This window comes from Paraliobacillus sediminis (assembly GCF_003426055.1).
On record NZ_QJSI01000001.1, the window covers coordinates 1,269,966 to 1,292,987 of the forward strand.

A 23,022-nucleotide genomic window follows, 5' to 3' on the forward strand; every position below is an offset into this window, starting at 1 on the left:
CTTTAGGCAATTGCTCCTTGAATAAGTGCATGGAGAGCGGTATAATGTCCACTATAGATATACACATGTGCTTTTTAAAAACACAGGGGAGGCGTTTAATTTGAAAAAGATACAAGTAGGTTTATGTGGTTTAGGCACAGTTGGAACCGGTGTTGTAAAAGTATTAGAGGATCATCAAGAACAGATCAAACATAAGCTGGGATGTGAGATTGAGATTTCGAAAGTCCTAGTTAGTAACCTTGAGAAATCAAGAGATGTTGTCATTCATAAAGAATGGTTAACAATTGATCCTGCTGACCTTGTTGATAACCCTGAGATTGATGTTATTATAGAAGTAATGGGTGGTATAGATGATACGAACCAATTGTTAGAACGTGCAATTAGAAACAAGAAACATATTGTAACAGCTAACAAAGACCTTATGGCTGTACATGGTCAGAAGTTATTAAGATTAGCAAAAGAAAACAAATGTGACATTTTATATGATGCAAGTGTTGCAGGTGGTATTCCAATTTTGCGTTCATTGTCTGATGGACTTGCATCTGATCATATTCAAAAAATTATGGGAATTGTCAACGGTACAACCAATTATATTATGACAAAAATGACTGATGAAGGACTTCCATTTGATGAGGTATTGCAAGAAGCACAATCTTTAGGTTTTGCGGAAGCAGATCCAACTTCTGATGTTGATGGTCTTGATGCTGCTCGTAAAATGACTCTGCTAGCTAATATAGCTTTTAGAATGGAGCTTAATTTAGAAGACGTTCATATGGTTGGTATTCGAGGCATCACACAGGAAGATATAAATTTTGCGAAAAGTTTAGATTACACAATTAAACTAATTGGTATTGCTTCGATGCAAGATGGTAAAGCAGAGGTAACCGTAGAACCGACATTGTTACCTAACGACCACCCATTAGCTTTAGTGAAAAATGAATATAATGCGGTGTATGTATATGGAGAAGCAGTTGGTGAGACGATGTTTTACGGACCAGGTGCAGGAAGTTTACCGACTGCAACTGCTATTGTATCTGATCTAATGGAAGTTGTTAAGAACATTCGTCTTGGTATTAGTGGAAATGCGTATATTGATCCACAATTTGATCATCAACTGAAGAGTGATAGCGAGAAATTCTCACGTCATTTTATTCGATTAGAAGTTGAAGATGAAGCAGGTGCATTCCAAGAAATCACGAATGTTTTCTCAGATGAAAAAGTTAGTTTTGCAAAAATACTACAATTACCAGGAGATCGCGAGAAAATTGCTGAAATTGTCATGGTCACACATAAAATTAGTAGAGAGCAACTATTAAAAAGCTTAGCTAATTTAAAAGGATTAGATGTTGTGAAACGTTTAATTAGTCATTATCGAGTAGATGGGGAGGAATAAGAAATGGCATGGGAAGGTTTATTAAGAGAATATAAAAAATATTTACCAGTAAACGAGAAGACACCACTTATTAGTTTACATGAAGGGAATACGCCTTTAATAAAATTAGAGAATTTATCAAAAAAGTATGATATTGAAGCATATGCTAAAGTAGAAGGAATTAATCCAACTGGTTCATTTAAGGATCGCGGCATGGTTATGGCGATGGCTAAGGCAATTGAAGATGGTGCAGAAGCTGTAATATGTGCATCAACTGGTAATACTTCAGCATCTGCTGCTGCTTATGCAGCAAGAGCAGGTTTGCGTTGTATTATTGTAATTCCTGAGGGTAAAATTGCGCAAGGGAAGTTAGCACAGGCAGTTATGTACGGAGCAGAAATTTATTCTATTGAAGGTAACTTTGATGATGCCTTACGTATTGTTAGAAAACTTGGCGAACAAGATGGTATTACATTAGTGAACTCTGTTAATCCATATCGTATTGAAGGCCAAAAGACTGGTGCATTTGAAGTGTGTGATGTGTTAGGACATGCACCTGATTATCTATTTATTCCAGTTGGAAATGCCGGTAATATCACAGCATACTGGAAGGGATTTAAAGAATACAATGAAGAGAAACAAACAGGCCTACCGAAAATGATGGGTTACCAAGCAAGTGGTGCTGCACCAATTGTGCATAATCGTATATTTGAAAATCCTGAAACAGTTGGTACTGCGATTCGAATTGGTAATCCAGCAAGCTGGGACAAGGCTTTAAATGCACGTGATGAATCTGGAGGTACTATTGACGAAATTACCGATGAACAAATGATTGCCGCTTATCAATGGATGGCTGGTAACGAAGGTATTTTTGCTGAACCAGCATCGAATTCATCTGTAGCTGGATTATTTAAAGCATTAGAAGAAGGAAAAGTACCAAAAGGTTCAAAAGTAGTTTGTGTCATGACTGGTAATGGATTAAAAGATCCTAATACAGCAATTGACTATAATGATATCAAACCACGTGTTCTTCCAAATGAAGAAGAAACGGTGATGAAAGTTATCTTAGGTAGTGTATCGGTATGAGTTGGCTAATCAAAGTGCCAGCAACAACTGCAAATATAGGTGCTGGCTTTGATTCGATTGGTGTTGCTTTAAATTTATATTTATCTTTAAAAGTTGATCGATCAGAGAAGTGGGAGTTTGTTCCTTGTTCTGATGGAATGGATGAACTACCACGTGATGAAGAAAATTTAATTTATCAGATTGCGTTGCAAACTGCAAATCAATTTGGACATGCTAGTTTACCCACTTGTCGTGTTGAAATGACAAGTGATATCCCTTTAGCGCGTGGGCTTGGTAGTAGTGCCACTGCTATTGTGGGCGGAATTGAATTAGCGAATTGTTTACTTCATTTAAACCTTTCAACAGAAGTTAAACTAGAAATTGCAACAGCTATTGAAGGTCATCCAGATAATGTCGCACCATCTTTGCTAGGTGGCTGTGTCATTGGGCATTATGATAAGAAATTGGATTGTATTAACGTTCCAATTCATGACTTAGTATTTTTAGCAGTCATCCCTTCTTTTCAATTAAAGACAAAAGAAGCACGAGCTGTTTTACCAGTGGAATTTGCCTATAAGGAAAGTGTTCAAGCGAGCAGTGTGGCAAATGTTAGTGTAGCTGCTATTTGCCAAGGGGATTGGGGTCTTTTAGGAAAGATGATGGAAAAAGATCATTTTCATCAGCCATATCGAAAGGCTTTAATACCACATTATGATCAGCTTGTTAACCTACTGAAAAGTGATGTATATGGCACATTTTTAAGTGGTGCTGGTCCTACAATGATCGCCTTAACAACTAAAGAGGTAGTCGATCGGAAATTAAAAGAATGGCAAGCATACATGCCTGAAATGAATTGGCTACGATTAGAAGTTGAAAACAAAGGTACACAAACAATACAGCAATAATAATAGATTCCGATTTCAGTCCCCAAACTGAAATCGGAATTTTTTTAATGAAATACTCTTTTGGAAACATTTTTGCTTTTCAATATACGAACTTGATAGAAACTGCGACGTAGTTATAAGTTATGCTTGTCCTCGCTGCGTCAGTAAATGGCTTCCCTTTCCGTGGGCACAGTCTCAGCTAACTCGGATAAGCAAAAATCGCTTTCCGAGTGGATCTTCAACTTTTGCTGTTCCCACAGGAGTGTCATCCATTTGCTTCCTTCGCTGGTGTCTAATTACAAACGATATCAGTATGTATTGAAAAGATGAATTAAACATGATGAAAATAATAATTTTCAATCAACAAAATATGATTAAGATCTGTTCATTTTTATGTGCAGATATGTACTCTCTGTTAGTAACGGGAAGATGGATATGTGCGTATCAAGTGAAATTGGCGACACTCCTGCAGGAACAGCACGGGCTGAAGATCCACTTGGAAGCGTTCTTTGCTTCCAAGTTAGCTGAAGCCGTGCCTGCGGAAAGGGAGTCGATTTCACTTGAGAAGCGGTTCAAAAATTCTGTTACGTCACAGTTGATGATAATTACGACGCATGGAACGCTATGTCGGAGTTCATAAAATTTATTCATAAACTATAATCTTTAAGCAAACAGTCTAATGAAATTATTAAGAATTCATAAAAAAGTCAATGCATTATGAAAAGAGTATAAATCGAGTAATTATATGAAAGCGAAACCAGTTTTAGAATTTGATAAAAGCCCTTTATACTTGTCGGTTAATGTCGATAATAAGGGAAACAAGGGGGGAGCAGATTGAAAAGAAAAAGTAGTATACAAATGAAAATTTTGATTTTTGTTCCAGTTGTATTAATAGCAATCATCATATTATCAGTATTTAGCTATTCATTTGCAAAAACAGAATTAGAAACGGAAATATCAGAAAAGATGTCTTATTTATCGGAAGAGGTTATTAACGATATTGATGGACAATTAATTAGCCACCAACGATTAGGTGAATCTCTAAGTGAAATCGTAGGAACTAGTGGTACAAATTTAACGGAAGAAGAGTATGCAAGCTTATATGAAAGATTACTCGCATTAAATCCGGATACATTTGGAATGGGTGTTTGGTATGAACCGTTTCAATATGATGAAGAACAAGAGTATTTTGGTCCATATGGATACAAAGACGGAGAGAATGTAATCTATACAGATGAGTATGAAACGGCGGAGTATGATTATCCTAATCAAGCATGGTACACGGCAGGTGCAGATTCTGGAGAAATAGTTTGGACAGCACCTTATTTTGACGAAGCGCTTAATACAACATTAATCACAACTAGTATTCCATTTTACAATCAATCGGAAGAACTAGAAGGTGTAATCTCGAGTGATATTGATATAGGAAATCTCCAAGAGATCGTTAAAACAATTGATACAGGTGAAACAGGATGGGCATTCCTAACAGGTTCAGATCAGCAATTTCTGGTTCATCCTAATGAAGAGAATAGTCTAGATATGACGCTCGCAGAAGATGAAACATTGCAATCTTTAGATAGTGCAATCCAACAGCAAGAGTCGGGTGTTGATATCGTAACATTAGATGATGGTGATGCACATGTTTATTATCAACATATACCAAGAACGGATTGGACACTAGGTTTAGTTATTCCCGATAATGAAGCATATGCCTCATTAAATGGTTTATTAATCCAGATTGTCATTGTGTCTATTGTGATAATAATTTTATTTGTAATTATCGCTCTAATTCTTGCTAGAAGACTTACAAAACCAATTAAGTTACTAAATGAAGAGGTAAGTAAAGTTGCCTCAGGGGACTTATCATCTAATATGGAAGCGAGCTCGAATGATGAAATCGGGGAATTAACAACGAATTTTAATGGTATGGTTAAAAACATTAGAGAATTAGTGACTTCCGTGAGGTCTTCGATTTATACCGTTTCAGAATCAACAGGACAGTTAAGTGCGGTCTCTGAAGAAACAACGGCGTCTAGTGAGGAAATAAGTCGTGCAATGAATAGTGCTGCTAATGGTGCTACAGAGGCTTCTAGTTATGCTGAAAAGACAAATACACAAACCGCAGCCTTATCAGATAAATTGTCTAGTTTGGTGAATCAAACAAACCAATTAAAAGAGAATTCTAGTGAGGTACAAAAACTTAACCTTCACGGTGTGGATCAGATAGAAATTCTAAAGGATACATCAGATCAATCTAAGGTAGTTATAATGTCAGTAGAGAAGGTAATTCAAAACCTTTCTGAAAAAATGAATAGAATCGATGAAGTTGTTAATACGATTAGTGCTATTTCAGAACAAACTAATTTATTAGCACTAAATGCCTCCATTGAAGCAGCAAGAGCAGGAGAACATGGTAAAGGTTTTGCTGTTGTAGCAGAAGAGGTAAGAAAACTAGCGGATGAAACTTCTACCGCGACAGAAAATATCAGTAATACAATAAAAAGTGTCCAAATTGAGTCAAAAGATGCAGTTAAACAAATTTCTTCATCTAGAGAAATGTCAGAAGCGCAAAATAAAGCAGCTGAAGATTCCTCTCAAGCATTTAAAGCAATTTCAAATGAAAATGATCGAATGGTTGAATCAATTCAAAAAATAGCTACAGATATTAAGAATATTGATACGTATAAAGATAGTGTTGTGGAGTCTATTGGTTATATAGCAAGTATTCTTGAGGATAGTGCCGCAGCAGCTGAAGAAGTTGATGCGTCGTCAGAAGAACAATTGACAGCTTTAAGAACAATAACAACTTCAGCAGAAAGTCTGCAAGAAACTGGTGAAGAGTTAGAAAAATTAATCGAGAAATTCAGAACATAAAAAAAGATGATCTTCCAAAAGGAAGATCATCTTTTTGCATCATCTATGGTTTTAAAATACTTGTTCAATTTCTGCTACGCCTGGAACTTCGGCCATTAATGCGCGCTCAATACCAGCCTTCAATGTGATTGTTGAACTTGGGCAATTCCCGCATGCTCCCATTAAACGAAGACGTACAATACCTTCATCAACATCTACTAATTCAACATCGCCACCATCACGTAGTAAAAATGGACGTAATTTGTTTAATACTTCTTGTACTTGCTCTTGCATCATCCATCTTCCCCTTTCATACTATCATTAACAGTATAACATGTTTTTATCAAAAATCTATTCTAGAGATTTACTTTTTTAGCTACCTCTATTTTACCTTTTCAATAAAGTTTTGTAAAATAGAATTAATAAGTTTAATTGAAATTTTTTAATAGTGAGGTGCCAGTGAAATGTCCATTACAATTGCAGTCTATGGTGCAAATAAAATATGTCCGAGTTGCGTAAATGCCCCAAGTTCTAAAGAGACATTCGATTGGATAAAAGCAGCTGTTTCTAGAAAATATCCTGAATTCAACCATATTGAATATAAATATGTAGATATGTTTAAGCAGACAAACAATAATAATGAAAAAAAGTGGATTGATCAGATACAGAAGGAAGATTTATTTTATCCTATTATTGTGATAGATGATCAGTTTGTTTGTGAAGGTGATCCACGGATTAAAGTGATTTATCAACTAATCGAGCAAAAAATTGATTCACATATGTAGCATAACAATGATTATGTTTGTATAATAAGATATAAATAACTTTGGTGAATGTGACCTAACAGTGGAGGTAACGATGAGAATACCATTTACGAAAATGCACGGATTAGGCAATAGCTATATATTTATTAATACATTTGATACTAAACTTGAGGAAAAGAGTTTACCGCAATTAGCAATAACTGCTGCGAATAAGGATATTGGAATTGGTTCAGATGGTTTGATTCTAATTCATCCTAGTAAAAAAGCGCCAGTCGGCATGCGTATTTTTAATAAGGATGGTTCAGAGGGAAAAACGTGTGGCAACGGTATACGATGTGTTGCTAAATATGCTTATGAAAATCAGTTAGTTAAGGAAAAAACATTTGAGATAGAAACAAAAGCAGGTAATGTAACTGCTGAAGTTCATGTAACTAACGAGTTAGTTGAAGAAGTAACAGTTGATATGGGTGAACCCATTTTAAACCGTAATAGCATTCCAATGACAGGTGAAGATGATGCGCAAGTTGTATTAGAAGCTTTTCAAGTGAGTCATCATCCTTTACAATTAACAGCGGTATCAATGGGAAATCCGCATGCTGTCTTTTTTGTAGAAGATATTGAAGAAGCACCACTAAATGATCTAGGACCAATTATTACACATGATCATCGCTTTCCTGAAGGTGTTAATGTAGAATTTGTAGAAGTTATCAATGAAACAGAAATACATTTTCGTGTCTGGGAACGCGGATCGGGAATTACACAAGCTTGTGGTACAGGTGCGTGTGCTGCTGTAGTCGCAACTATTCTAAATGGTTATGCTACGAAAGACCAAGTCGTGACGGTTCACTTAAGTGGTGGTGATTTAGCGATTCGCTGGGGATTGGATAATCATGTATGGATGAAGGGAAAAGCAGAGACTACAATTGAAGGTGTATTTATCTGGAAATAGGTGAATCAGTCACTATATTTGAATCAATCATTATTTATGCGTATAATTGGAGATAATGATTATGAAGAAGGGAGTTAATAAAATGGTCTTGAACATTACCGATAATGCTCGTTTACAAATAGAAGAAATGTTAAAAGAAGAGGATCAAGAAACGGTTCGCCTTCGTTTTGGGGTTAAAGGTGGGGGTTGCAGTGGTCTTTCTTATTCTTTAGGTTTTGATTATGATATAAATAAAGATTTAGATACAACAGAAGAGGTTAATGGAATACCGTTGACAATTTTCAGACAAGATATACCGGTAATTGAAGGTACAACGATTGACTTCAAACAAAATATGATGGGCGGCGGCTTTACGATTGAAAATCCGAACGCGATCGTATCTTGTGGTTGTGGTTCATCATTTAAAGCGAAGGAACGTGAAGGTACGCCAGAGAGCTGTTAGGTGCGTTTACGGTTGTTAATTACGAGATGAAAGACTTTTCTAGCGATGAATTTATCGTAGGGAGGTCTTTTTTTGTGTCGATATAATATATGTTGCAATTTTTATGGTGAAAAATACAAAAATAAAAATTGATACTTTCTTGAATTCTTAGTATAATCATCACAATGTATATGCAAATGAAATTCCTTACTAAAATTGTTGAGGTTTTTGGGATATACTTTAGTGCACTAATACGTTTCTTTGGAGGTTTTAAGTGAAGAAAATAGGAATGTTTCTATTGATTTTACTTGTTTTTATTGGAATTCCATTTAGTTATATTCAATATAAAAAGTCAGAAGTTGAGGAAAGTGTAATGAAGTATTTAATGACAGAAGAGAACGTTGCAAAGAGTAACATTATTTCCAGTGAACCATTTATTGCAAATTTAAAAGTAGATAAGAATTGGATGGTAAGTGTTAAGCTAAAAGATGATGATAAAACGTATTATTACTACAAAAGTAACAATGAAGTTATTTTAGAATCGTATGTAGAAGATGGAGTAGAACACGTTCAATAAACTGGCTAATTTAAGAAGGAGAAAACCCTGTTAAATATGCTTTCTCCTAAATATTATACAAATAGCAATTTTTAAAATTCAATGGATTTTTTTAAAAAAGGCATCGTTCAGTTTTTAACTGAACGATGCCTTCCTGCATAAACATTAGTAGGAAATGTCTTATAATCCGCATTGTAGCTGCGCGCCACAATTGTCACAGGTATTACAGCCGCCTGATTCTATCACTTCACCATTTTTACAAATAGGGCGTGTTTCACCTATCTCACTTACACAATATATTGCGTTATATTCCATTAGATCATATAGATTTCAAATTATCAATCATAGGTACACAATAATTTATTAGTTGTGAATATGTTGTGACCGAGGTCATGATGTAGGGGAATTTGCCCTTTTTTGTTTTAACGGTAGCGTAATACAAAACACTATAAAATCATTAAAAACAAATTCTACCTAATCGATAGTACGTGTTTTGCCACTACTGATTAGATAGTTTTTTAAATTTTATAAAGATGTTCGTAATACCTATTGAAATTAAAAAGAGTAAACAATAAAGCAGAAATAGATAAAAGTAATTAAAGCCATTATTCATACCAAATAGGTTTATGCTCACCAAAAAAGGTTTAAAGATAAATGAGAAGAAGGCCGCTAAACCTGTTGCATATAGATAAAAGTTCTTCTGTTTATTTAGTGTCCACTGATAAACTAACATAAAGGCGACAGGAGCTAATGCGCCATCTAGTGACAGGCTAAAAGGAAAGTATGGGGTGAGAGTATAGGGGTATTCCCAATAGGCTCTTCTTACACCGATTGAATCGATATAGGCAAACCAAACATGGATATTAAGTGTAAAGAATAGAATAAGAAATAGCTTGGTTTTATCAATTGCAATAACTAATACAATTAATGGTAGAATCATCGTGGCAACCATAACCCAAAATTGCCATGTGTCAATATTAGAATAGGTTAACCAATATTCTTCTTGGAGTTTTGCTACTTCTTCTTGTAATATGTTTATTTCGTTAAAAAATTCATTTTGTGCTTTCATTTAGGTCCCCCCTTATCGATGACTCCATTTTATAAAATCTCCAAATTTACGAAGAATATGCAAATATGTTGTCATGCGTTATTGCTCAACATGATAAAATAACAAACTTTGATACGGAAGAAGGTTCTATAAAAGCGAAAACAAAAAACACCACCCAATCTGGGTGGTGTTAATTATTCAAACAAACTTGTTGAATGTTTTGGTTGCACACGAGCATCTGGTTCTATATAAGCTTTCGCATTATTAATGGCAGTTGGACCTTCACCAAATCCTGTTGCTATTAAGTTGATCTTTCCAGGATACGTACAAATATCACCTGCTGCATAAATGCCTTCAACAGTTGATTCCATTTTTGAATTAACGACAATACTATTTTTATCGATATCCATTCCCCAACTCTTTATAGGGCCTAATGAGGAAATAAAGCCATAATTAACAATTACGTCATCGACATCAATTGTAACTTCATTGTCACCCTTTACTTCGCTTACTCTAACTTGTTCGATCATATCTGTTCCAATAAGTGCTCCAGGTACATAAGGAGTTAGAATGCGGACATTTGAATTCATTAATTTCTCGACACTATGCTCATGGGCGCGAAAGTTATCACGACGATGAACAAGTGTTACTTCAGCAGCAATTGATTCCAACATTAATGCCCAGTCAACTGCAGAATCTCCACCACCAAATAATACAACACGTTTTCCTTTGAATTTCATCATATTATCAACAAAATAGTGTAGATTGCGACTTTCATATGCCTCTGCTTCTTTTAATGCTAATTTACGTGGCTGAAATGCACCATTTCCTGCTGTTATAATGATGGTTTTTGTATAATGTACTTCTGTTTTTGTAGTTAATTTAAAAGATCCATCCTCTTGTCGTTCAACCTCTTGTACCTCTTGATCTAAAACAATAGAAGGGTCGAACATATCCAGTTGTTCTTTTAAATTATTTACTAGCTCTTGGGCTCCAATTTTAGGAAAACCAGCTATATCATAAATGTATTTTTCTGGATAGAGTGCACTAAGTTGCCCACCAATATGTGGTAAGCTCTCAATTATTTTAACACTGGCTTGTCGAAGACCACCGTAGAAGGCAGTAAATAGGCCTGTAGGTCCGGCGCCAATAATAGTAATATCATAAACTTTTTGATCAGTCATCCTTGGTTCCTCCTATATTGAAAACATATGTAGATAATAAATATTTTAACATACTTTATTATTAATATAGAAATCTCAATTCTTTCATTAAAATTTGGTTGCGGGTTGAAAATTCGACTAAAACCATCTAAAATTAGTTTAGATTAAATATTACGGAAATGTGACAAGGAATGTATAGGATGGAAGTGACACATTGGGAAAGCCGAGAATAGTTATATTAGGTGCAGGTTACGCAGGAATAATGACTGCGGTAACACTTCAAAAAAAGCTGAGACTAGATGATGCGGAGATTCAATTAATTAATAAACACGCGTATCATTATCAGACGACATGGTTACATGAAAATGCAGCTGGTACGTTGGCTGACGAACGGACTAAGATTGCTATTGATCAGTTGATAGACCCTCGAAAGATAGAATTTATCCAAGATACTGTAACGCATATTGATGTAGACGAAAAGAAAATCAATTTAGTACAGTCAGAGTTAGATTATGATTATCTTGTTGTGGCGTTAGGATTTGAAATGGAAACTTTCCAAATACCTGGATTAAAAGAATACAGTCTTTCAATGGGAACTTCTAATCAGGCCAAAATATTAAGAGAACAGGTTGAAAGTCAGTTTGCTACATATACAAATACTGGAGCAAATACGCATCCGTTAACGATTGTTGTTGGTGGAGGTGGATTTACAGGTGTAGAGTATTTAGGAGAATTAACAGATCAACTGTCAAATTTATGTAAGGCCCATAATGTCAAACAAGAAAACGTAAAAATAATAACAGTAGAGGCAGCACCAACTGTTATGCCGGGATTTGACTCTGAACTTGGAGAATATGCGATGCAATATCTTGAAGAGCGTGGTGTTGAATTTCGATTAGGAACAAAGGTGAAAATAGTTAAACGTGATTATATTGTTGTAGAAAAAGCAGGGGCGGTGGAAGAGATACCAACCTCCGCCTTTATTTGGTCGGCAGGTGTCCGTGCAAATAAAATTATGGAAAAATCAGGTATTTCAAATAATAAGGGAAGTGTCAAGGTTAATGCAGATTTAAGAGCACCGGGTTATCATAATGTTTTTGTGATTGGTGACTGTGCATTGATCTATTCTGAAGACGGTGAAACGTATCCTCCTACGGCTCAAATGACGATGCAAGAAGCTAAAGTTTGTGCGAGTAACCTAGTGAAATTAATGAAAGGTGACGTCAATTTAGATGCGTTTTATTTTAAAGATCGTGGAACAATCGCTTCTCTAGGAAGAAAAGATGCAATAGGAAATATTTTTAATAATAGAAAAACATTTGGTAAAGAAGCTATAGTATTAAAACAGATTATAGATAATCGAGTTTTATATCAGATTGGTGGTTGGCCACTTTTATTTAAAAAGGGAAAGTTTAAACTCTTTCATTAATTAAATAAACTTGTTTTCTTTGAAACAATGTATAAAATCAAATCATTTTGGTAAAGCTGACACCCAGAGAGGGTGTAAAAAATGGTTTGGTTTAAAACCTGTTTAAGAAGATTTGGTATGACATTTGTTTTCTTTGCAGCATGTCTTACAACACTAACAGCAATGACGAATGTTTCTGCACAAGAATTTTTAGAGGGAATTGAAGATAATGATTTATCCACACGAACCATCACAGAGCAGCCTGTTAAACAAGTAGAATTAACAAAAAAAGAATTAAATAATAAACAACCAAAACAATCGTATATATCTAGTGAACAAGTAGTAGTTCCTGATAAGTTAGAAGATACGATTGATCTTGAAGCATACCCAAGCGAAACGGTTATAGCTACGGGTTATACAGCAGGAGTTGAGTCGACTGGTAAGACTTCTGATCATCCGCAATATGGAATAACTTATTCTGGTGTGGAAGTAACCAGAGATTTATATTCTACTATTGCTGCAGATTTAACTGTTTATCCGATAGGTTCAATTCTCTATATACCTGGTTATGGTTACGGTGTTGTGGCAGATAAAGGTGGAGCAATCAAAGGGAATAAAATTGACTTATATTATCCTACAGTTGAAGATGTGTATCAAAAGTGGGGTAAGAAAGACGTAGAAGTTTATTTGATTGAAAAGGGAACAGGGGTACTTGTCAAAGAAACGCTGGAAAGTTTGAATGAAAATGAAGCATTACAAGTTTTCAGAGATCAAGTGAAAGAGAGTTAAAGAATATCGATTGCTAAGATTGTTCAAGTAAGAGGAACGAGTTACCGATAGATAAAGCCTGTATCAATGATTACTTGATAATCTACGATACAGGCTTTTTTTTGAAATTTTTTTAGTGAACTAGTTTTCAACTCAGCTGAATGATTCAACTTTCTTAGAAAATAGACTATACTTTCCCAGGCATGGGGATAAGCTCTCATTTCATAAATAAAAGGAGGTGCAATAATCTTACGTCGATATAAATCATCAACTGCGACGTAACAGAATTTATTGACCCGCTTCTCAATTGAAATTGACTCCCTTTCCGCAGGCACGACTTCAGCTAACTTGGATTCAAAGAACGCTTCCAAGTGGATCTTCAGCCCGTGCTGTTCCTGCTGGAGTGTCGTCAATTTCACTTGATACGCTAGTTTAGTACACTCCAATATTAAAAAAGTATAAATTAATTACAAGTCGAAAAGATACGCTATTATGCGAAGGAAGAAAATGGTTGAGACTCCAGTGGGAACAGCACAAACCGAAGATCCTCTATAGAAGTGTTCTTTGCTTCTATAGATAGCTGAGGTTGTGCCCACGGAAAGCGAGACCATTTACTGACGCAGCAAGGACAAGCATAACTTATAACTACGTCGCAGTTTCTAACAAGTCCGTAATATACAATTCAATGATGCATACGAAAAGAGCAATAAATCAACTTCAATTTTGGATTGGGAGACTTCCTAGTTATACCAATACTTCAATGCTCGTTTCACTCTGCGAAAGTTGTGAAATTATATAAAAAAGATAGTAAGGATAATCAATCCCTACTATCTTTACGCCTTACATGTATGCGTTTTTAAGACTACATAGTTTCTTTTTCGCTTTTTAAAAGAGTGGATAGAGTAATAGTGCAAGCATAATACCTGTTATACAACCAAAGAAAACTTCAATGGGTTGATGTCCAAGCAATTCTTTTAACTCTTCTTTTTTCTGGTATTCTTCTTTCTTTGACCAGACTTTAGCTTCCTCAATAAAGTAATTAAAATCTTTGACGAGCATATTTAAGATAATGGCCTGTTCTCCAGCTTGTCTTCTTATTCCAGTAGCATCGAACATAATAATGATACTAAAAACGCAAGATGCGGCAAACAAACCAGAAGACACACCGTGCTCTATACCAATTCCAGTTGTAACAGCAGCAACAGCTGCAGAATGACTACTCGGCATCCCACCAGTACTAAAGGCTAAACCTGGATTAAATTCTTTTGTTGCAATAAAATGAATTGGAATCTTAACCACTTGTGCGAAGATAATTGAAATTAGTGCTGCCCACAATGGGAAATTTTCAAACAAAGCCAACCGATATTCATCCTTTCACGTGTACCTTTATGTTTAAAATTTGATCATAGCTCGCGATCAAATTTCTAAATATTATTATAGCACAGCAATTAATTGAACGGAATCAATCTGTTTTTTGACAAAAACGAATTATTGACTTTTTTATACAGATCGAATAGTTGGCTTAGGTATGCGATCTACTATCTTGATAATAAGAAAAGCTGCAATAATTGCTATACCGACATCTTTCACGAAAAATGGTATCATACTGATCCATGTTATCGAATAAGATATCGTTAATCCTAACCAGGTGTTCATTGCAAGATACATGTAATTGACGCCAATTAAATAGTTAACAATTACACCTATAAGAGCAATTTGAAATGCTGATCCTAATTTGAATTTTTTTTGTCTTTCTGATAACCAGCCAGTTATATAGGCAACAAAAATATAAGACAATATAAAACCACCAGTATAACCAAATAAAACAAATAATCCAGCATGCATATTTGCAAATACAGGTACACCTACAATACCAATTAAAATATAAGCACATATTGATAACAATGCGAGTTTTCTACCTAATAATAGTCCAGCCATAATTGCAAAAAAAGTTTGTAATGATAGTGGTACAGAAATGCCACCAATTGGAATTGCTAAAAAAGGAAACCAAATAGCTATGTTTGCACCAATTGCCATTAAACAAACAAAAACACTACCATATGTAATATCAAGTGCAGTTAATCTTTTCATATGACACCTCCTGCACAGATCATAAAATAATCACAACCTATTGTCAACCTGGTTTCAAAAAGGTTTACAATATATGATAGAAAGAGGATTACGCAAGCCAATAACGTAATCCTTTTCTGATTTCTATTTTATTGCTGCGTCAAGTGAAACTTCTATCATTTCATTGAATGTTGTTTGACGTTCTTCTGCACTCGTTTCTTCTCCCGTTATAATATGATCAGACACAGTTAAAACAGAAAGTGCTTGACGATCAAATTTAGCTGCTAACGTATAAAGTGCAGTTGTCTCCATTTCAATCGCTAGTACATTGTACTTCGCTAATAATTCTAATAGTTCTGGAGCGTTATCACGATAAAAACTATCACTAGTAAAGACATTACCTACACGTAAGTGCAAGCCTTTTTCTACACCAGTGTCATATGCATTTTTCAATAGTTCGAAATTTGCTGTAGGTGCATAATCAATACCATTAAACACCATACGGTTCATTTGTGAATCTGTTGAAGACGTTGAAGCAAGAATAACATCTCTGACTTTTACATCTTTTTGAATCGCACCACATGTTCCTACACGTATTAACTTTTGTACGTTGTAACTTTGCATTAACTCATTAGCATAAATAGAAATGGAGGGAATGCCCATACCAGTACCTTGTACAGAAATTCTTTCTCCTTTATATGTACCAGTATAGCCATACATTCCACGGACTTCATTATAGCAAAACGCGTTTTCTAAAAATGTTTCTGCAATATATTTAGCACGTAGTGGGTCTCCTGGTAATAGAATTTTATCTGCAATATCACCTTGTTTTGCTCCAATATGTACACTCATTTGTCTGCCTCCCAAAAATCAATTCAATATAATATTAATAATAACGTAACAATATGTCGAATACAAATTTCTTGAAAATGGCTACCTTAATCATACAAGTGATATGAGAATGAAATCGTTTTATAAATATTTTCTTTTCTGTTTCTTCCAGTCAAGTTTTCGTATATAATGTTTATAAGTAGTCATTCCACAGTTTTTAATTAATGGAACCTTTTGTTATTAGTGAAATGAAAACGTATATAAATTGGAGGAGAAAAGAATGAAAGAACAAAAATTTCAAATTACAGATGATACAGGTATTCATGCTAGACCTGCAACTTTATTAGTAAATAAGGCTGGACAATATGAAGCTCATGTTGAAATGCATTTTAATGGTAAAGCGGTAAATTTAAAGTCAATTATGGGTGTTATGTCACTAGGTGTACCAAAAGGTGCTGAAGTTACAATAACTGCAGAGGGTACAGATGAAGAACAAGCGATTCAAGGAATTTCAGAAACAATTAAAGAACATTTAGGTGAGTAAGAAACCAGGAGCTAGAAGTATATTCTAGCTTTTTTGTTTGGCTAATAATTGATATGGTATACTAATAACCATAGATAACTATGAAAATATAAGAGGTGTTAGATATGAATGTTTCTGTATCGCAACTTCCAGGAATTGGCCAAAAAATCACATTAAAGACTGCCGAAGATAGCATGCTTGTGGTTATTGTACATCACACTGGAAAGCGTGAATTATATTTTTTTGATGATGTGGATGGAGACGAAGCTGATTTTGCGATGGATCTTACTTCAGATGAAACAAGAGAATTAGGAGCCCAATTATTAGGGGCAACATACCAACCTGTAAATGCACATCAATTAAAAATGTTTAAAAAGCAAATTGTTATTGACTATATTACTTTAACAGATAAAGCATCGATTACACATCAAACAATTGAAGAATCAGAAATTCGTAATAAAACAGGTACAACAATTATTGGAATTGTCCAAGGGGATGAGATGATCGCAATCCCGGAAGCAGATCGTATCCTGGAACCAGGAGATGTGCTAATGGCAATTGGTAAAAAAGATCAATTAGCAATGTTAGAAGCATTGTGTAAAGGAGAGGAATGATTCGGTTGTGCTAAGTGATTTTCCAACTTTACTAGTAGCAGGTCTTGTTTTACTTGGCATATTCTATTTGGGTTTTTTAAGTTTAAAAATTAATTTTCCAAGTGTTATTCTTTATATTTTATTTGGGGTACTTTTGGCCGATCAATTAAGTGACAATGAAATTCTGCATTTTGTTAGTGAAATCGGAATTGTGCTTTTACTCTTTATATTAGGCTTAGAGTTTAGTGTAAAAAGACTTGGAAGTATTGCAAAAAAAATCTGGACTTCGGGTTTATTGGATGTAGTTTTAAGCCTCGGTGTGTCTACATTAATAGCACTTGGATTTGGAATGAGTTTATTTAATGCCTTCTTAGTTGGTGGCGTGGCCTATGCAACAAGTTCATCCATTACAGCCAAACTGTTAGATGATAAAAGTAGAATGGCAAACAAGGAAACGGAATTTATTTTAGCTGTATTGATTTTTGAAGATTTAGTTGCCCCAATTATTATTGCGGTTTTAATTGGAATGAGCGCAGGTGGTGGAGAGTTTGTGCCGTCTGATTTAGCTTTTATATTATTAAAAGTTAGTGGACTTATTGTATTTGCAATTATACTTGGCAAAACACTCTTCAAACGTTTTGGAACATTTATAGATAGAATAGATGATGAGGATTTTAAATTCGCGTTATTAATAGGAATTGCTATTTCATTTGGTGGATTTGCATTATTGCTTGACCTTTCAGAAGTATTAGGTGCATTTTTAGCAGGCATGATGTTAGCGGAAATAAACAAGATTGAAAGAGTGGAACATGCAGTTATTCCAATTCGAGATCTTTTATTACCGACTTTCTTTTTATATTTTGGAACATCAATTGAATTGGGAGCAGGATTCCCTATGCCGCTTTTATTAATCACGCTGCTTATTTGGTCGGTATCATCTAAGGTGCTTGTCGGTGTAATTGGCGGAAGATGGTATGGCTTATCAAAAAGAGTGTCCCTGAGGGCAGGTCTTTCTTTATGTGCAAGAGGTGAGTTTTCAGTCGTTATTGCAACAGTGGCAACAGGAACAGCTCAAGTATTAAGTGGAATTTATATTATCGGTGCAGCGTTTATTGGAATGCTCTTGTTTGAATGGGCTCCAAAGATTACCAATATGGTATATGGTAAACCGATTCCAAAGAAAAAAGATTTACGTGTGCCTACTTCTAAAAATGAAAAACAAATCTATTAATTTTCTAGATGCGTTTGATTAGTAAATACCATAACTGGACATACTAATGATCAGCGGATTTCATGAACAGGAGCTGTTTATTAGATGAAAAAAACCATTTTATTTATAGTATGTATACTTAGTTTAGTAGCTTGTCAACAGGATGATTATTCTCCTCTGACAGTGACAATGTATAATAGTTCAAATGATGCAATAGGAACAGCGATACTTACCGAAAATTCTGAAGGTGTTTCAGTTGAAGTTTCAGTTGAAGGTTTAGAACCAGGCTTACATGGGATACATATTCATGAATATGCAAAGTGTGATTCGCCTGATTTCCAATCCGCAGGGAACCATTATAATCCTGAAGACAATGAGCACGGACTGATGCATCCAGAAGGCGCACATCTTGGTGATATGCCTAATATTGAGGCAGAAGATGGTGGTTTAGTTGAGGCTGAATTACTTATTGGTGGTGCGACCTTAACTGAGGGTCAGAAATCTTTACTTCAAAATGATGGAACGTCACTTATTATTCATGCGAAACAAGATGATGGTGTGACGCAACCAGCAGGTGACGCAGGGGAAAGAGTTGCTTGTGGATTGATTACTGTAGAAGAAGCAAAGAATGACGAAGCGCCTACAGATCCAACAGAAAATGAAAAAGAAGAAAAAGAGTAGTACATTTATCTGATGTACTACTCTTCTTCTTTTACTTTTTATCTAATGCGGCTATTATTTTGTTAATACCTTCTTGTACATAGGTTGTTGGGCTTGCAATATTCATACGCATGAACCCTTCACCTTCTTTACCAAATGAAACTCCGTCATTTAAACCGACTTTAGCTTCCTCTTGCATGAATTTCTTTAAGTCTTCATGTGAAAGACCCATATTTGTACAATCAAGCCAAATGAGATAAGTACCTTCAGCACGGATTGCAGTTATCTCTGGTCTCTCTTGAAAAGCTTCTATTAGAATGTTGCGGTTATGTTCTAATAGTGTCAGTAAATCATCTAACCAGCTTTCCCCATCTGTATAAGCAGCGTCGAGTGCTGCAATTCCCATTGCATTTAACATTGTCATGCCATATTTTCGATATTCTTTTTGCATTGCCACTCGAATATCTTTATCGGGAACAATCGCATAAGAAACATTTAATCCAGCCAAATTAAATGTTTTAGTAGGGGACATACATGTAATCGTACGATTATTTATTTCATTTGAAAGTGAACCAATTGGAATATGTTTCTTACCATCGAAAATCAAATCAGCATGTATCTCGTCTGATAACATGAATACGTCGTATTGCAGACAAAGTGCGGCCATTTTTTCTAAATCCTGTTTTGACCAAACTCTTCCTACTGGATTATGCGGATTACAAAGAATAAAAGCTTTTACGCCTTGTTTGAATTTAGTTTCTAAATCATCAAAATCAATTTCGTAGGCACCATTTTTGTATTCGAGTGGATTGGTGACTAATTTGCGGTCATGACTTTTCACAATGTCATAAAAAGGTGGGTAAACAGGTGTTTGAATTAGCACACTGTCACCTGGGTTTGTTACGTTTAAGATCGCCATATGTAATGTAGGAATTACTCCTGGGCTATAGATAATCCATTCTTTTTTAATATCCCAATTATGTCGACGAAGTAGCCAATCTTTCACTGTTTGGTTTAATTTATCGTCGGTAAGCGTGTAACCAAATATTGCGTGTTCCGCTCTATTTACCAATGCGTCTCTTATTGGTTCAGCGATTGGAAGATCCATATCAGCCACCCACATTGGTTGTACATCTTCTGCACCGTACAATGTTTTAACCATATCCCATTTTACCGAGCGGGTATTTTCTCGTTTTGGTAATTTTTCAAATAATGATGACATATATAAATTCCTCCTTTTAAAAAGATGTGATATTTAACAAATTATAACATGATTCGAAAAAAACTTCGATTCTTTGAAATTTTTTTATCGAATGAAAAGAGTCTCGTCAAGTAACATAGGAGTTTATGGCTTTCTTTGCAAAAAGTAAGAGGCACAAAAAAATAAGCAAAGCCTAAACGAGCGCTTTGCTTTCACAGGGGGAATACGAGAAAGTCTTACCTTTACATTACTTATTCTTACCTTAATGTACGTATGTTAAACCTGATTTTTAATTTTTTGAAAAATTTTATTGTGCTATTTACGACATTTATGTTAAAATTAATAATTGCGTGTAAGGAAAATAGTAGATACAAGCATAAGTCTAAATATTAGAGGCAATGAGATTAAAAAATAGGAGTTGTTAGCATGTCAGAGAAGTTTGTAGAAGGTCAAGTAGTAGATGGAAAAGTTACCGGTGTTCAACCATACGGAGCTTTTGTAGCATTAGATGATCAAATTCAAGGGTTGGTTCATATTTCTGAAGTAACACACGGATTTGTTAAAGACATTAATGAGTTTATCGCAGTAGGTAATGAAGTGAAAGTTAAAATCTTATCTATCGATGAAGCAAAAAATAAATACTCACTTTCTATTCGCGCTACAGAAGAAGCACCAAAACAGCAAGAAAAACCAAGCAAAGCACAAGCTCAAGGTGGAAACTTTAAGCAATATCAACAACAACAGCAACAAGAAGAAGCTGGTTTTAACACATTAAAAGACAAATTAAATGAGTGGATTGAACAATCCGAAGAACGCTCACAATCTTTTAATAAAAAGTAAAAATAAGAAAAAGCCTTTCAGAATTCTGAAAGGCTTTTTCTTATTTTTCTGGTTGTGGACTTCTAGCGCCAACTACTTCTTCAGATGGTTTAAATAACAATGATATACAAACGAGCCCACTAATACCAACTAGAGTATAAATTACACGAGCAAATGCACCGCTTTGTTCGCCACCTCCGAAAAGAGCAGCGACTAAATCAAACTGAAACAATCCGATAAGTCCCCAATTAATTGCGCCAATTATAATAAGAAGTAATGTAATACGTTGTAACGTGTTCAAGTAAACTCCTCCTTTTTTTTTAATTCTTCTATAGCTTAACTAATTTTGTTGAAAATATGCGAAGAGAAGTAGTTTTTGATTAATAAAAGATATTTTTCTTTAGCGTATCGCTGTTTCGGTGCTTTCTTATTTATTCTTACTTGATTTAAGTGGTAACTTTAGGTACATTTAGTATAGTAACGGTTAATAAAAAATGGAGGGTTAATAATGACACATGTAAGTTTTGAATATGATAAAGCATTATCTTTCTTCGGTACGCATGAATTAGATTATTTAAAAGAACCTGTAAAATTAGCGCACGATATGTTACATAATCAGACAGGAGCAGGAAGTGATTTTCTTGGATGGATAGATCTACCTGAAAATTATGATAAAGAAGAATTCGCACGAATAAAAAAATCTGCTGAAAAGATAAAATCTGACTCCGATGTCTTATTAGTAATCGGTATTGGTGGTTCTTATTTAGGTGCACGTGCTGCCATTGAAATGTTAACTCATTCTTTTTATAATGCATTGCCTAAAGAACAGCGTGATACACCTCAAATTATCTTTGTTGGTAATAGTATTAGTTCAAAATATATGAATGACTTATTTGATTTATTAAAAGATAAAGATGTTTCGATTAATGTTATCTCTAAAAGTGGTACAACTACAGAACCTGCATTAGCTTTTCGTATTTACCGTAAATTTTTAGAAGAAAAATACGGAGCGGAAGAAGCAAAAGGTCGTATTTATGCAACAACGGATAAAGAAAAAGGTGCTTTGAAAACATTGGCAACTGAAGAGGGCTATGAGTCGTTTATTATTCCTGATGATGTTGGCGGTCGTTATTCTGTTTTAACAGCTGTAGGTTTACTTCCAATAGCTGCAAGTGGTGTTGATATCGACGCAATGATGAAAGGTGCACAAGCAGCACAGCATGACTTAAGTGAGCCAGACATGGACAAGAACCCTGCTTACCAATACGCAGCTGTTCGTAACGTGTTATACAATAAAGGAAAAACAATTGAAATGTTAATTAATTATGAACCATCATTGCAGTACTTTTCTGAATGGTGGAAACAATTATTTGGTGAAAGTGAAGGAAAAGACTATAAAGGAATTTATCCTTCTTCAGCAAACTTTTCAACTGATTTACACTCACTAGGACAATATGTGCAAGAAGGTCGTCGTGATATCTTTGAAACAGTTTTACATGTGCTTGAATCCCCATCTGAGATTTCGATTGAAAAAGATGGACAAGATTTAGATGGACTAAATTATCTTGCTGGTGAAACGGTTGATTTTGTAAATGAAAAAGCTTATCAGGGTACGATGCTTGCACACACAGATGGTCAAGTGCCGAATCTAATCGTTCATTTACCTAAATTAGATGCATATACTTTTGGTTATGTTGTCTATTTCTTTGAAAAAGCATGTGCAATTAGTGGATATCTACTAGGTGTTAATCCATTTGATCAACCTGGCGTTGAGGCATATAAGAAAAATATGTTTGCATTACTTGGAAAACCAGGATTTGAAAAAGAAAAAGAAGAACTAGAGAAAAGATTATAAGATACAGAA

The 23,022-nt window shown here is 34.9% G+C and carries 25 protein-coding genes and 1 pseudogene; 16 read left to right on the forward strand and 10 right to left on the reverse strand.

What is annotated here, in order from left to right; genetic code table 11:
- The first annotated feature begins 100 nt into the window (after positions 1 to 100).
- The 4 genes from D2K60_RS05660 to D2K60_RS05680 all read left to right on the forward strand — a co-directional run bounded on the left by D2K60_RS05660 (position 101) and on the right by D2K60_RS05680 (position 6,195).
- Positions 101 to 1,393 (forward strand): homoserine dehydrogenase, encoded by a 1,293-nt coding sequence (locus D2K60_RS05660; protein ID WP_117168999.1) that lies wholly within the window; start codon positions 101 to 103, stop codon positions 1,391 to 1,393.
- Positions 1,394 to 1,396: 3 nt separating this feature from the next.
- Positions 1,397 to 2,458: a threonine synthase gene (thrC, locus tag D2K60_RS05665; RefSeq protein WP_117169000.1), complete on the forward strand. Its 1,062-nt coding sequence runs from the start codon at positions 1,397 to 1,399 to the stop codon at positions 2,456 to 2,458.
- Positions 2,455 to 3,342 (forward strand): homoserine kinase, encoded by an 888-nt coding sequence (gene thrB / locus D2K60_RS05670; protein WP_117169001.1) that lies wholly within the window; start codon positions 2,455 to 2,457, stop codon positions 3,340 to 3,342. The genes thrC and thrB overlap by 4 nt, the downstream gene beginning before the upstream one ends.
- A gap of 813 nt (positions 3,343 to 4,155) precedes the next feature.
- Positions 4,156 to 6,195, forward strand: coding sequence for a methyl-accepting chemotaxis protein (locus tag D2K60_RS05680; protein WP_240335246.1), 2,040 nt, complete (start codon positions 4,156 to 4,158; stop codon positions 6,193 to 6,195).
- Positions 6,196 to 6,246: 51 nt separating this feature from the next.
- Here the strand turns inward: D2K60_RS05680 and D2K60_RS05685 are convergent, their stop codons facing one another.
- A complete protein-coding gene (locus D2K60_RS05685) occupies positions 6,247 to 6,471 on the reverse strand; it encodes a NifU family protein (RefSeq protein WP_232824104.1) in 225 nt (74 codons plus the stop codon).
- A gap of 167 nt (positions 6,472 to 6,638) precedes the next feature.
- Here D2K60_RS05685 and D2K60_RS05690 point away from each other — a divergent pair, with 167 nt between their 5' ends.
- From D2K60_RS05690 to D2K60_RS05705, 4 genes are all read left to right on the forward strand, one after another.
- Positions 6,639 to 6,959, forward strand: a complete 321-nt coding sequence (locus D2K60_RS05690) for a YuzD family protein (protein ID WP_117169003.1) — start codon at positions 6,639 to 6,641, stop codon at positions 6,957 to 6,959.
- Positions 6,960 to 7,032: 73 nt separating this feature from the next.
- Positions 7,033 to 7,887 (forward strand): diaminopimelate epimerase, encoded by an 855-nt coding sequence (dapF, locus tag D2K60_RS05695; protein ID WP_117169004.1) that lies wholly within the window; start codon positions 7,033 to 7,035, stop codon positions 7,885 to 7,887.
- Between the two features lie 82 nt (positions 7,888 to 7,969).
- Positions 7,970 to 8,329: a HesB/IscA family protein gene (locus D2K60_RS05700; protein WP_117169115.1), complete on the forward strand. Its 360-nt coding sequence runs from the start codon at positions 7,970 to 7,972 to the stop codon at positions 8,327 to 8,329.
- Between the two features lie 253 nt (positions 8,330 to 8,582).
- Positions 8,583 to 8,885, forward strand: a complete 303-nt coding sequence (locus D2K60_RS05705) for a hypothetical protein (RefSeq protein WP_240335247.1) — start codon at positions 8,583 to 8,585, stop codon at positions 8,883 to 8,885.
- Between the two features lie 159 nt (positions 8,886 to 9,044).
- On the opposite strand, the pseudogene D2K60_RS21270 reads toward D2K60_RS05705, so the two are convergent.
- From D2K60_RS21270 to D2K60_RS05720, 3 genes and pseudogenes are all read right to left on the reverse strand, one after another.
- Positions 9,045 to 9,152 (reverse strand): annotated as a pseudogene (locus tag D2K60_RS21270) (response regulator SirA); the annotation flags it as partial.
- 211 nt (positions 9,153 to 9,363) lie between these two features.
- Positions 9,364 to 9,933: a CBO0543 family protein gene (locus D2K60_RS05715; protein ID WP_117169005.1), complete on the reverse strand. Its 570-nt coding sequence runs from the start codon at positions 9,931 to 9,933 to the stop codon at positions 9,364 to 9,366.
- A 173-nt stretch (positions 9,934 to 10,106) separates the two neighbouring features.
- On the reverse strand, positions 10,107 to 11,096 hold the full coding sequence (locus D2K60_RS05720) for an NAD(P)/FAD-dependent oxidoreductase (protein WP_117169006.1): 990 nt from the start codon (positions 11,094 to 11,096) through the stop codon (positions 10,107 to 10,109).
- A 193-nt stretch (positions 11,097 to 11,289) separates the two neighbouring features.
- Here D2K60_RS05720 and D2K60_RS05725 point away from each other — a divergent pair, with 193 nt between their 5' ends.
- Entirely contained in the window at positions 11,290 to 12,504 is a 1,215-nt protein-coding gene (locus D2K60_RS05725; RefSeq protein WP_117169007.1) for an NAD(P)/FAD-dependent oxidoreductase, read from the forward strand.
- Between the two features lie 81 nt (positions 12,505 to 12,585).
- Positions 12,586 to 13,272: a 3D domain-containing protein gene (locus D2K60_RS05730; protein WP_117169008.1), complete on the forward strand. Its 687-nt coding sequence runs from the start codon at positions 12,586 to 12,588 to the stop codon at positions 13,270 to 13,272.
- 41 nt (positions 13,273 to 13,313) lie between these two features.
- On the opposite strand, the gene D2K60_RS05735 is transcribed toward D2K60_RS05730, so the two are convergent.
- From D2K60_RS05735 to deoD, 4 genes are all read right to left on the reverse strand, one after another.
- Positions 13,314 to 13,622, reverse strand: a complete 309-nt coding sequence (locus D2K60_RS05735) for a hypothetical protein (protein WP_162880709.1) — start codon at positions 13,620 to 13,622, stop codon at positions 13,314 to 13,316.
- Between the two features lie 514 nt (positions 13,623 to 14,136).
- Positions 14,137 to 14,610 (reverse strand): divergent PAP2 family protein, encoded by a 474-nt coding sequence (locus tag D2K60_RS05740; RefSeq protein ID WP_117169010.1) that lies wholly within the window; start codon positions 14,608 to 14,610, stop codon positions 14,137 to 14,139.
- Positions 14,611 to 14,751: 141 nt separating this feature from the next.
- Positions 14,752 to 15,342, reverse strand: coding sequence for a biotin transporter BioY (locus tag D2K60_RS05745; RefSeq protein ID WP_117169011.1), 591 nt, complete (start codon positions 15,340 to 15,342; stop codon positions 14,752 to 14,754).
- A 123-nt stretch (positions 15,343 to 15,465) separates the two neighbouring features.
- Positions 15,466 to 16,173 carry a purine-nucleoside phosphorylase gene (gene deoD / locus D2K60_RS05750; RefSeq protein ID WP_117169012.1) on the reverse strand — a complete coding sequence of 236 codons (708 nt, stop codon included), beginning with the start codon at positions 16,171 to 16,173 and terminating at the stop codon, positions 15,466 to 15,468.
- 259 nt (positions 16,174 to 16,432) lie between these two features.
- Between deoD and D2K60_RS05755 the strand changes: the two genes are divergently transcribed.
- The 4 genes from D2K60_RS05755 (at position 16,433) to D2K60_RS05770 (ending at position 19,159) form a co-directional block, all read left to right on the forward strand.
- Entirely contained in the window at positions 16,433 to 16,696 is a 264-nt protein-coding gene (locus tag D2K60_RS05755; protein WP_117169013.1) for a phosphocarrier protein HPr, read from the forward strand.
- 104 nt (positions 16,697 to 16,800) lie between these two features.
- The gene (locus tag D2K60_RS05760; RefSeq protein WP_117169014.1) at positions 16,801 to 17,289 is read left to right on the forward strand and encodes a cation:proton antiporter regulatory subunit; all 489 of its coding nucleotides are present in this window, start codon (positions 16,801 to 16,803) and stop codon (positions 17,287 to 17,289) included.
- 7 nt (positions 17,290 to 17,296) lie between these two features.
- Positions 17,297 to 18,499 (forward strand): cation:proton antiporter, encoded by a 1,203-nt coding sequence (locus D2K60_RS05765; protein WP_117169015.1) that lies wholly within the window; start codon positions 17,297 to 17,299, stop codon positions 18,497 to 18,499.
- A gap of 84 nt (positions 18,500 to 18,583) precedes the next feature.
- Positions 18,584 to 19,159: a superoxide dismutase family protein gene (locus D2K60_RS05770; protein ID WP_117169016.1), complete on the forward strand. Its 576-nt coding sequence runs from the start codon at positions 18,584 to 18,586 to the stop codon at positions 19,157 to 19,159.
- A 31-nt stretch (positions 19,160 to 19,190) separates the two neighbouring features.
- Here the strand turns inward: D2K60_RS05770 and D2K60_RS05775 are convergent, their stop codons facing one another.
- Positions 19,191 to 20,360, reverse strand: coding sequence for a MalY/PatB family protein (locus D2K60_RS05775; RefSeq protein WP_117169017.1), 1,170 nt, complete (start codon positions 20,358 to 20,360; stop codon positions 19,191 to 19,193).
- Between the two features lie 405 nt (positions 20,361 to 20,765).
- On the opposite strand from D2K60_RS05775, the gene yugI reads away from it, so the two are divergent.
- Positions 20,766 to 21,179 carry a S1 domain-containing post-transcriptional regulator GSP13 gene (gene yugI / locus D2K60_RS05780; RefSeq protein WP_117169018.1) on the forward strand — a complete coding sequence of 138 codons (414 nt, stop codon included), beginning with the start codon at positions 20,766 to 20,768 and terminating at the stop codon, positions 21,177 to 21,179.
- A 40-nt stretch (positions 21,180 to 21,219) separates the two neighbouring features.
- Here yugI and D2K60_RS05785 read toward each other — a convergent pair whose 3' ends face one another.
- On the reverse strand, positions 21,220 to 21,459 hold the full coding sequence (locus D2K60_RS05785) for a DUF378 domain-containing protein (RefSeq protein WP_117169019.1): 240 nt from the start codon (positions 21,457 to 21,459) through the stop codon (positions 21,220 to 21,222).
- Positions 21,460 to 21,666: 207 nt separating this feature from the next.
- Between D2K60_RS05785 and D2K60_RS05790 the strand changes: the two genes are divergently transcribed.
- Complete coding sequence (locus D2K60_RS05790) at positions 21,667 to 23,013, forward strand: glucose-6-phosphate isomerase (RefSeq protein ID WP_117169020.1); 1,347 nt, start codon at positions 21,667 to 21,669, stop codon at positions 23,011 to 23,013.
- Positions 23,014 to 23,022 lie beyond the last annotated feature (9 nt).

Bases quoted from the DNA above. Each gene is read 5' to 3' on its own strand.
- thrB (WP_117169001.1), top strand. From the start codon at position 2,455: ATGAGTTGGCTAATCAAAGTGCCAGCAACAACTGCAAATATAGGTGCT.
- D2K60_RS05685 (WP_232824104.1), bottom strand. From the start codon at position 6,471: ATGATGCAAGAGCAAGTACAAGAAGTATTAAACAAATTACGTCCATTT.
- D2K60_RS05775 (WP_117169017.1), bottom strand. From the start codon at position 20,360: ATGTCATCATTATTTGAAAAATTACCAAAACGAGAAAATACCCGCTCG.
- D2K60_RS05715 (WP_117169005.1), bottom strand. From the start codon at position 9,933: ATGAAAGCACAAAATGAATTTTTTAACGAAATAAACATATTACAAGAA.
- D2K60_RS05790 (WP_117169020.1), top strand. From the start codon at position 21,667: ATGACACATGTAAGTTTTGAATATGATAAAGCATTATCTTTCTTCGGT.
- D2K60_RS05745 (WP_117169011.1), bottom strand. From the start codon at position 15,342: ATGAAAAGATTAACTGCACTTGATATTACATATGGTAGTGTTTTTGTT.
- deoD (WP_117169012.1), bottom strand. From the start codon at position 16,173: ATGAGTGTACATATTGGAGCAAAACAAGGTGATATTGCAGATAAAATT.
- yugI (WP_117169018.1), top strand. From the start codon at position 20,766: ATGTCAGAGAAGTTTGTAGAAGGTCAAGTAGTAGATGGAAAAGTTACC.
- D2K60_RS05770 (WP_117169016.1), top strand. From the start codon at position 18,584: ATGAAAAAAACCATTTTATTTATAGTATGTATACTTAGTTTAGTAGCT.
- D2K60_RS05730 (WP_117169008.1), top strand. From the start codon at position 12,586: ATGGTTTGGTTTAAAACCTGTTTAAGAAGATTTGGTATGACATTTGTT.
- D2K60_RS05755 (WP_117169013.1), top strand. From the start codon at position 16,433: ATGAAAGAACAAAAATTTCAAATTACAGATGATACAGGTATTCATGCT.
- D2K60_RS05690 (WP_117169003.1), top strand. From the start codon at position 6,639: ATGTCCATTACAATTGCAGTCTATGGTGCAAATAAAATATGTCCGAGT.
- thrC (WP_117169000.1), top strand. From the start codon at position 1,397: ATGGCATGGGAAGGTTTATTAAGAGAATATAAAAAATATTTACCAGTA.
- dapF (WP_117169004.1), top strand. From the start codon at position 7,033: ATGAGAATACCATTTACGAAAATGCACGGATTAGGCAATAGCTATATA.
- D2K60_RS05760 (WP_117169014.1), top strand. From the start codon at position 16,801: ATGAATGTTTCTGTATCGCAACTTCCAGGAATTGGCCAAAAAATCACA.
- D2K60_RS05700 (WP_117169115.1), top strand. From the start codon at position 7,970: ATGGTCTTGAACATTACCGATAATGCTCGTTTACAAATAGAAGAAATG.
- D2K60_RS05720 (WP_117169006.1), bottom strand. From the start codon at position 11,096: ATGACTGATCAAAAAGTTTATGATATTACTATTATTGGCGCCGGACCT.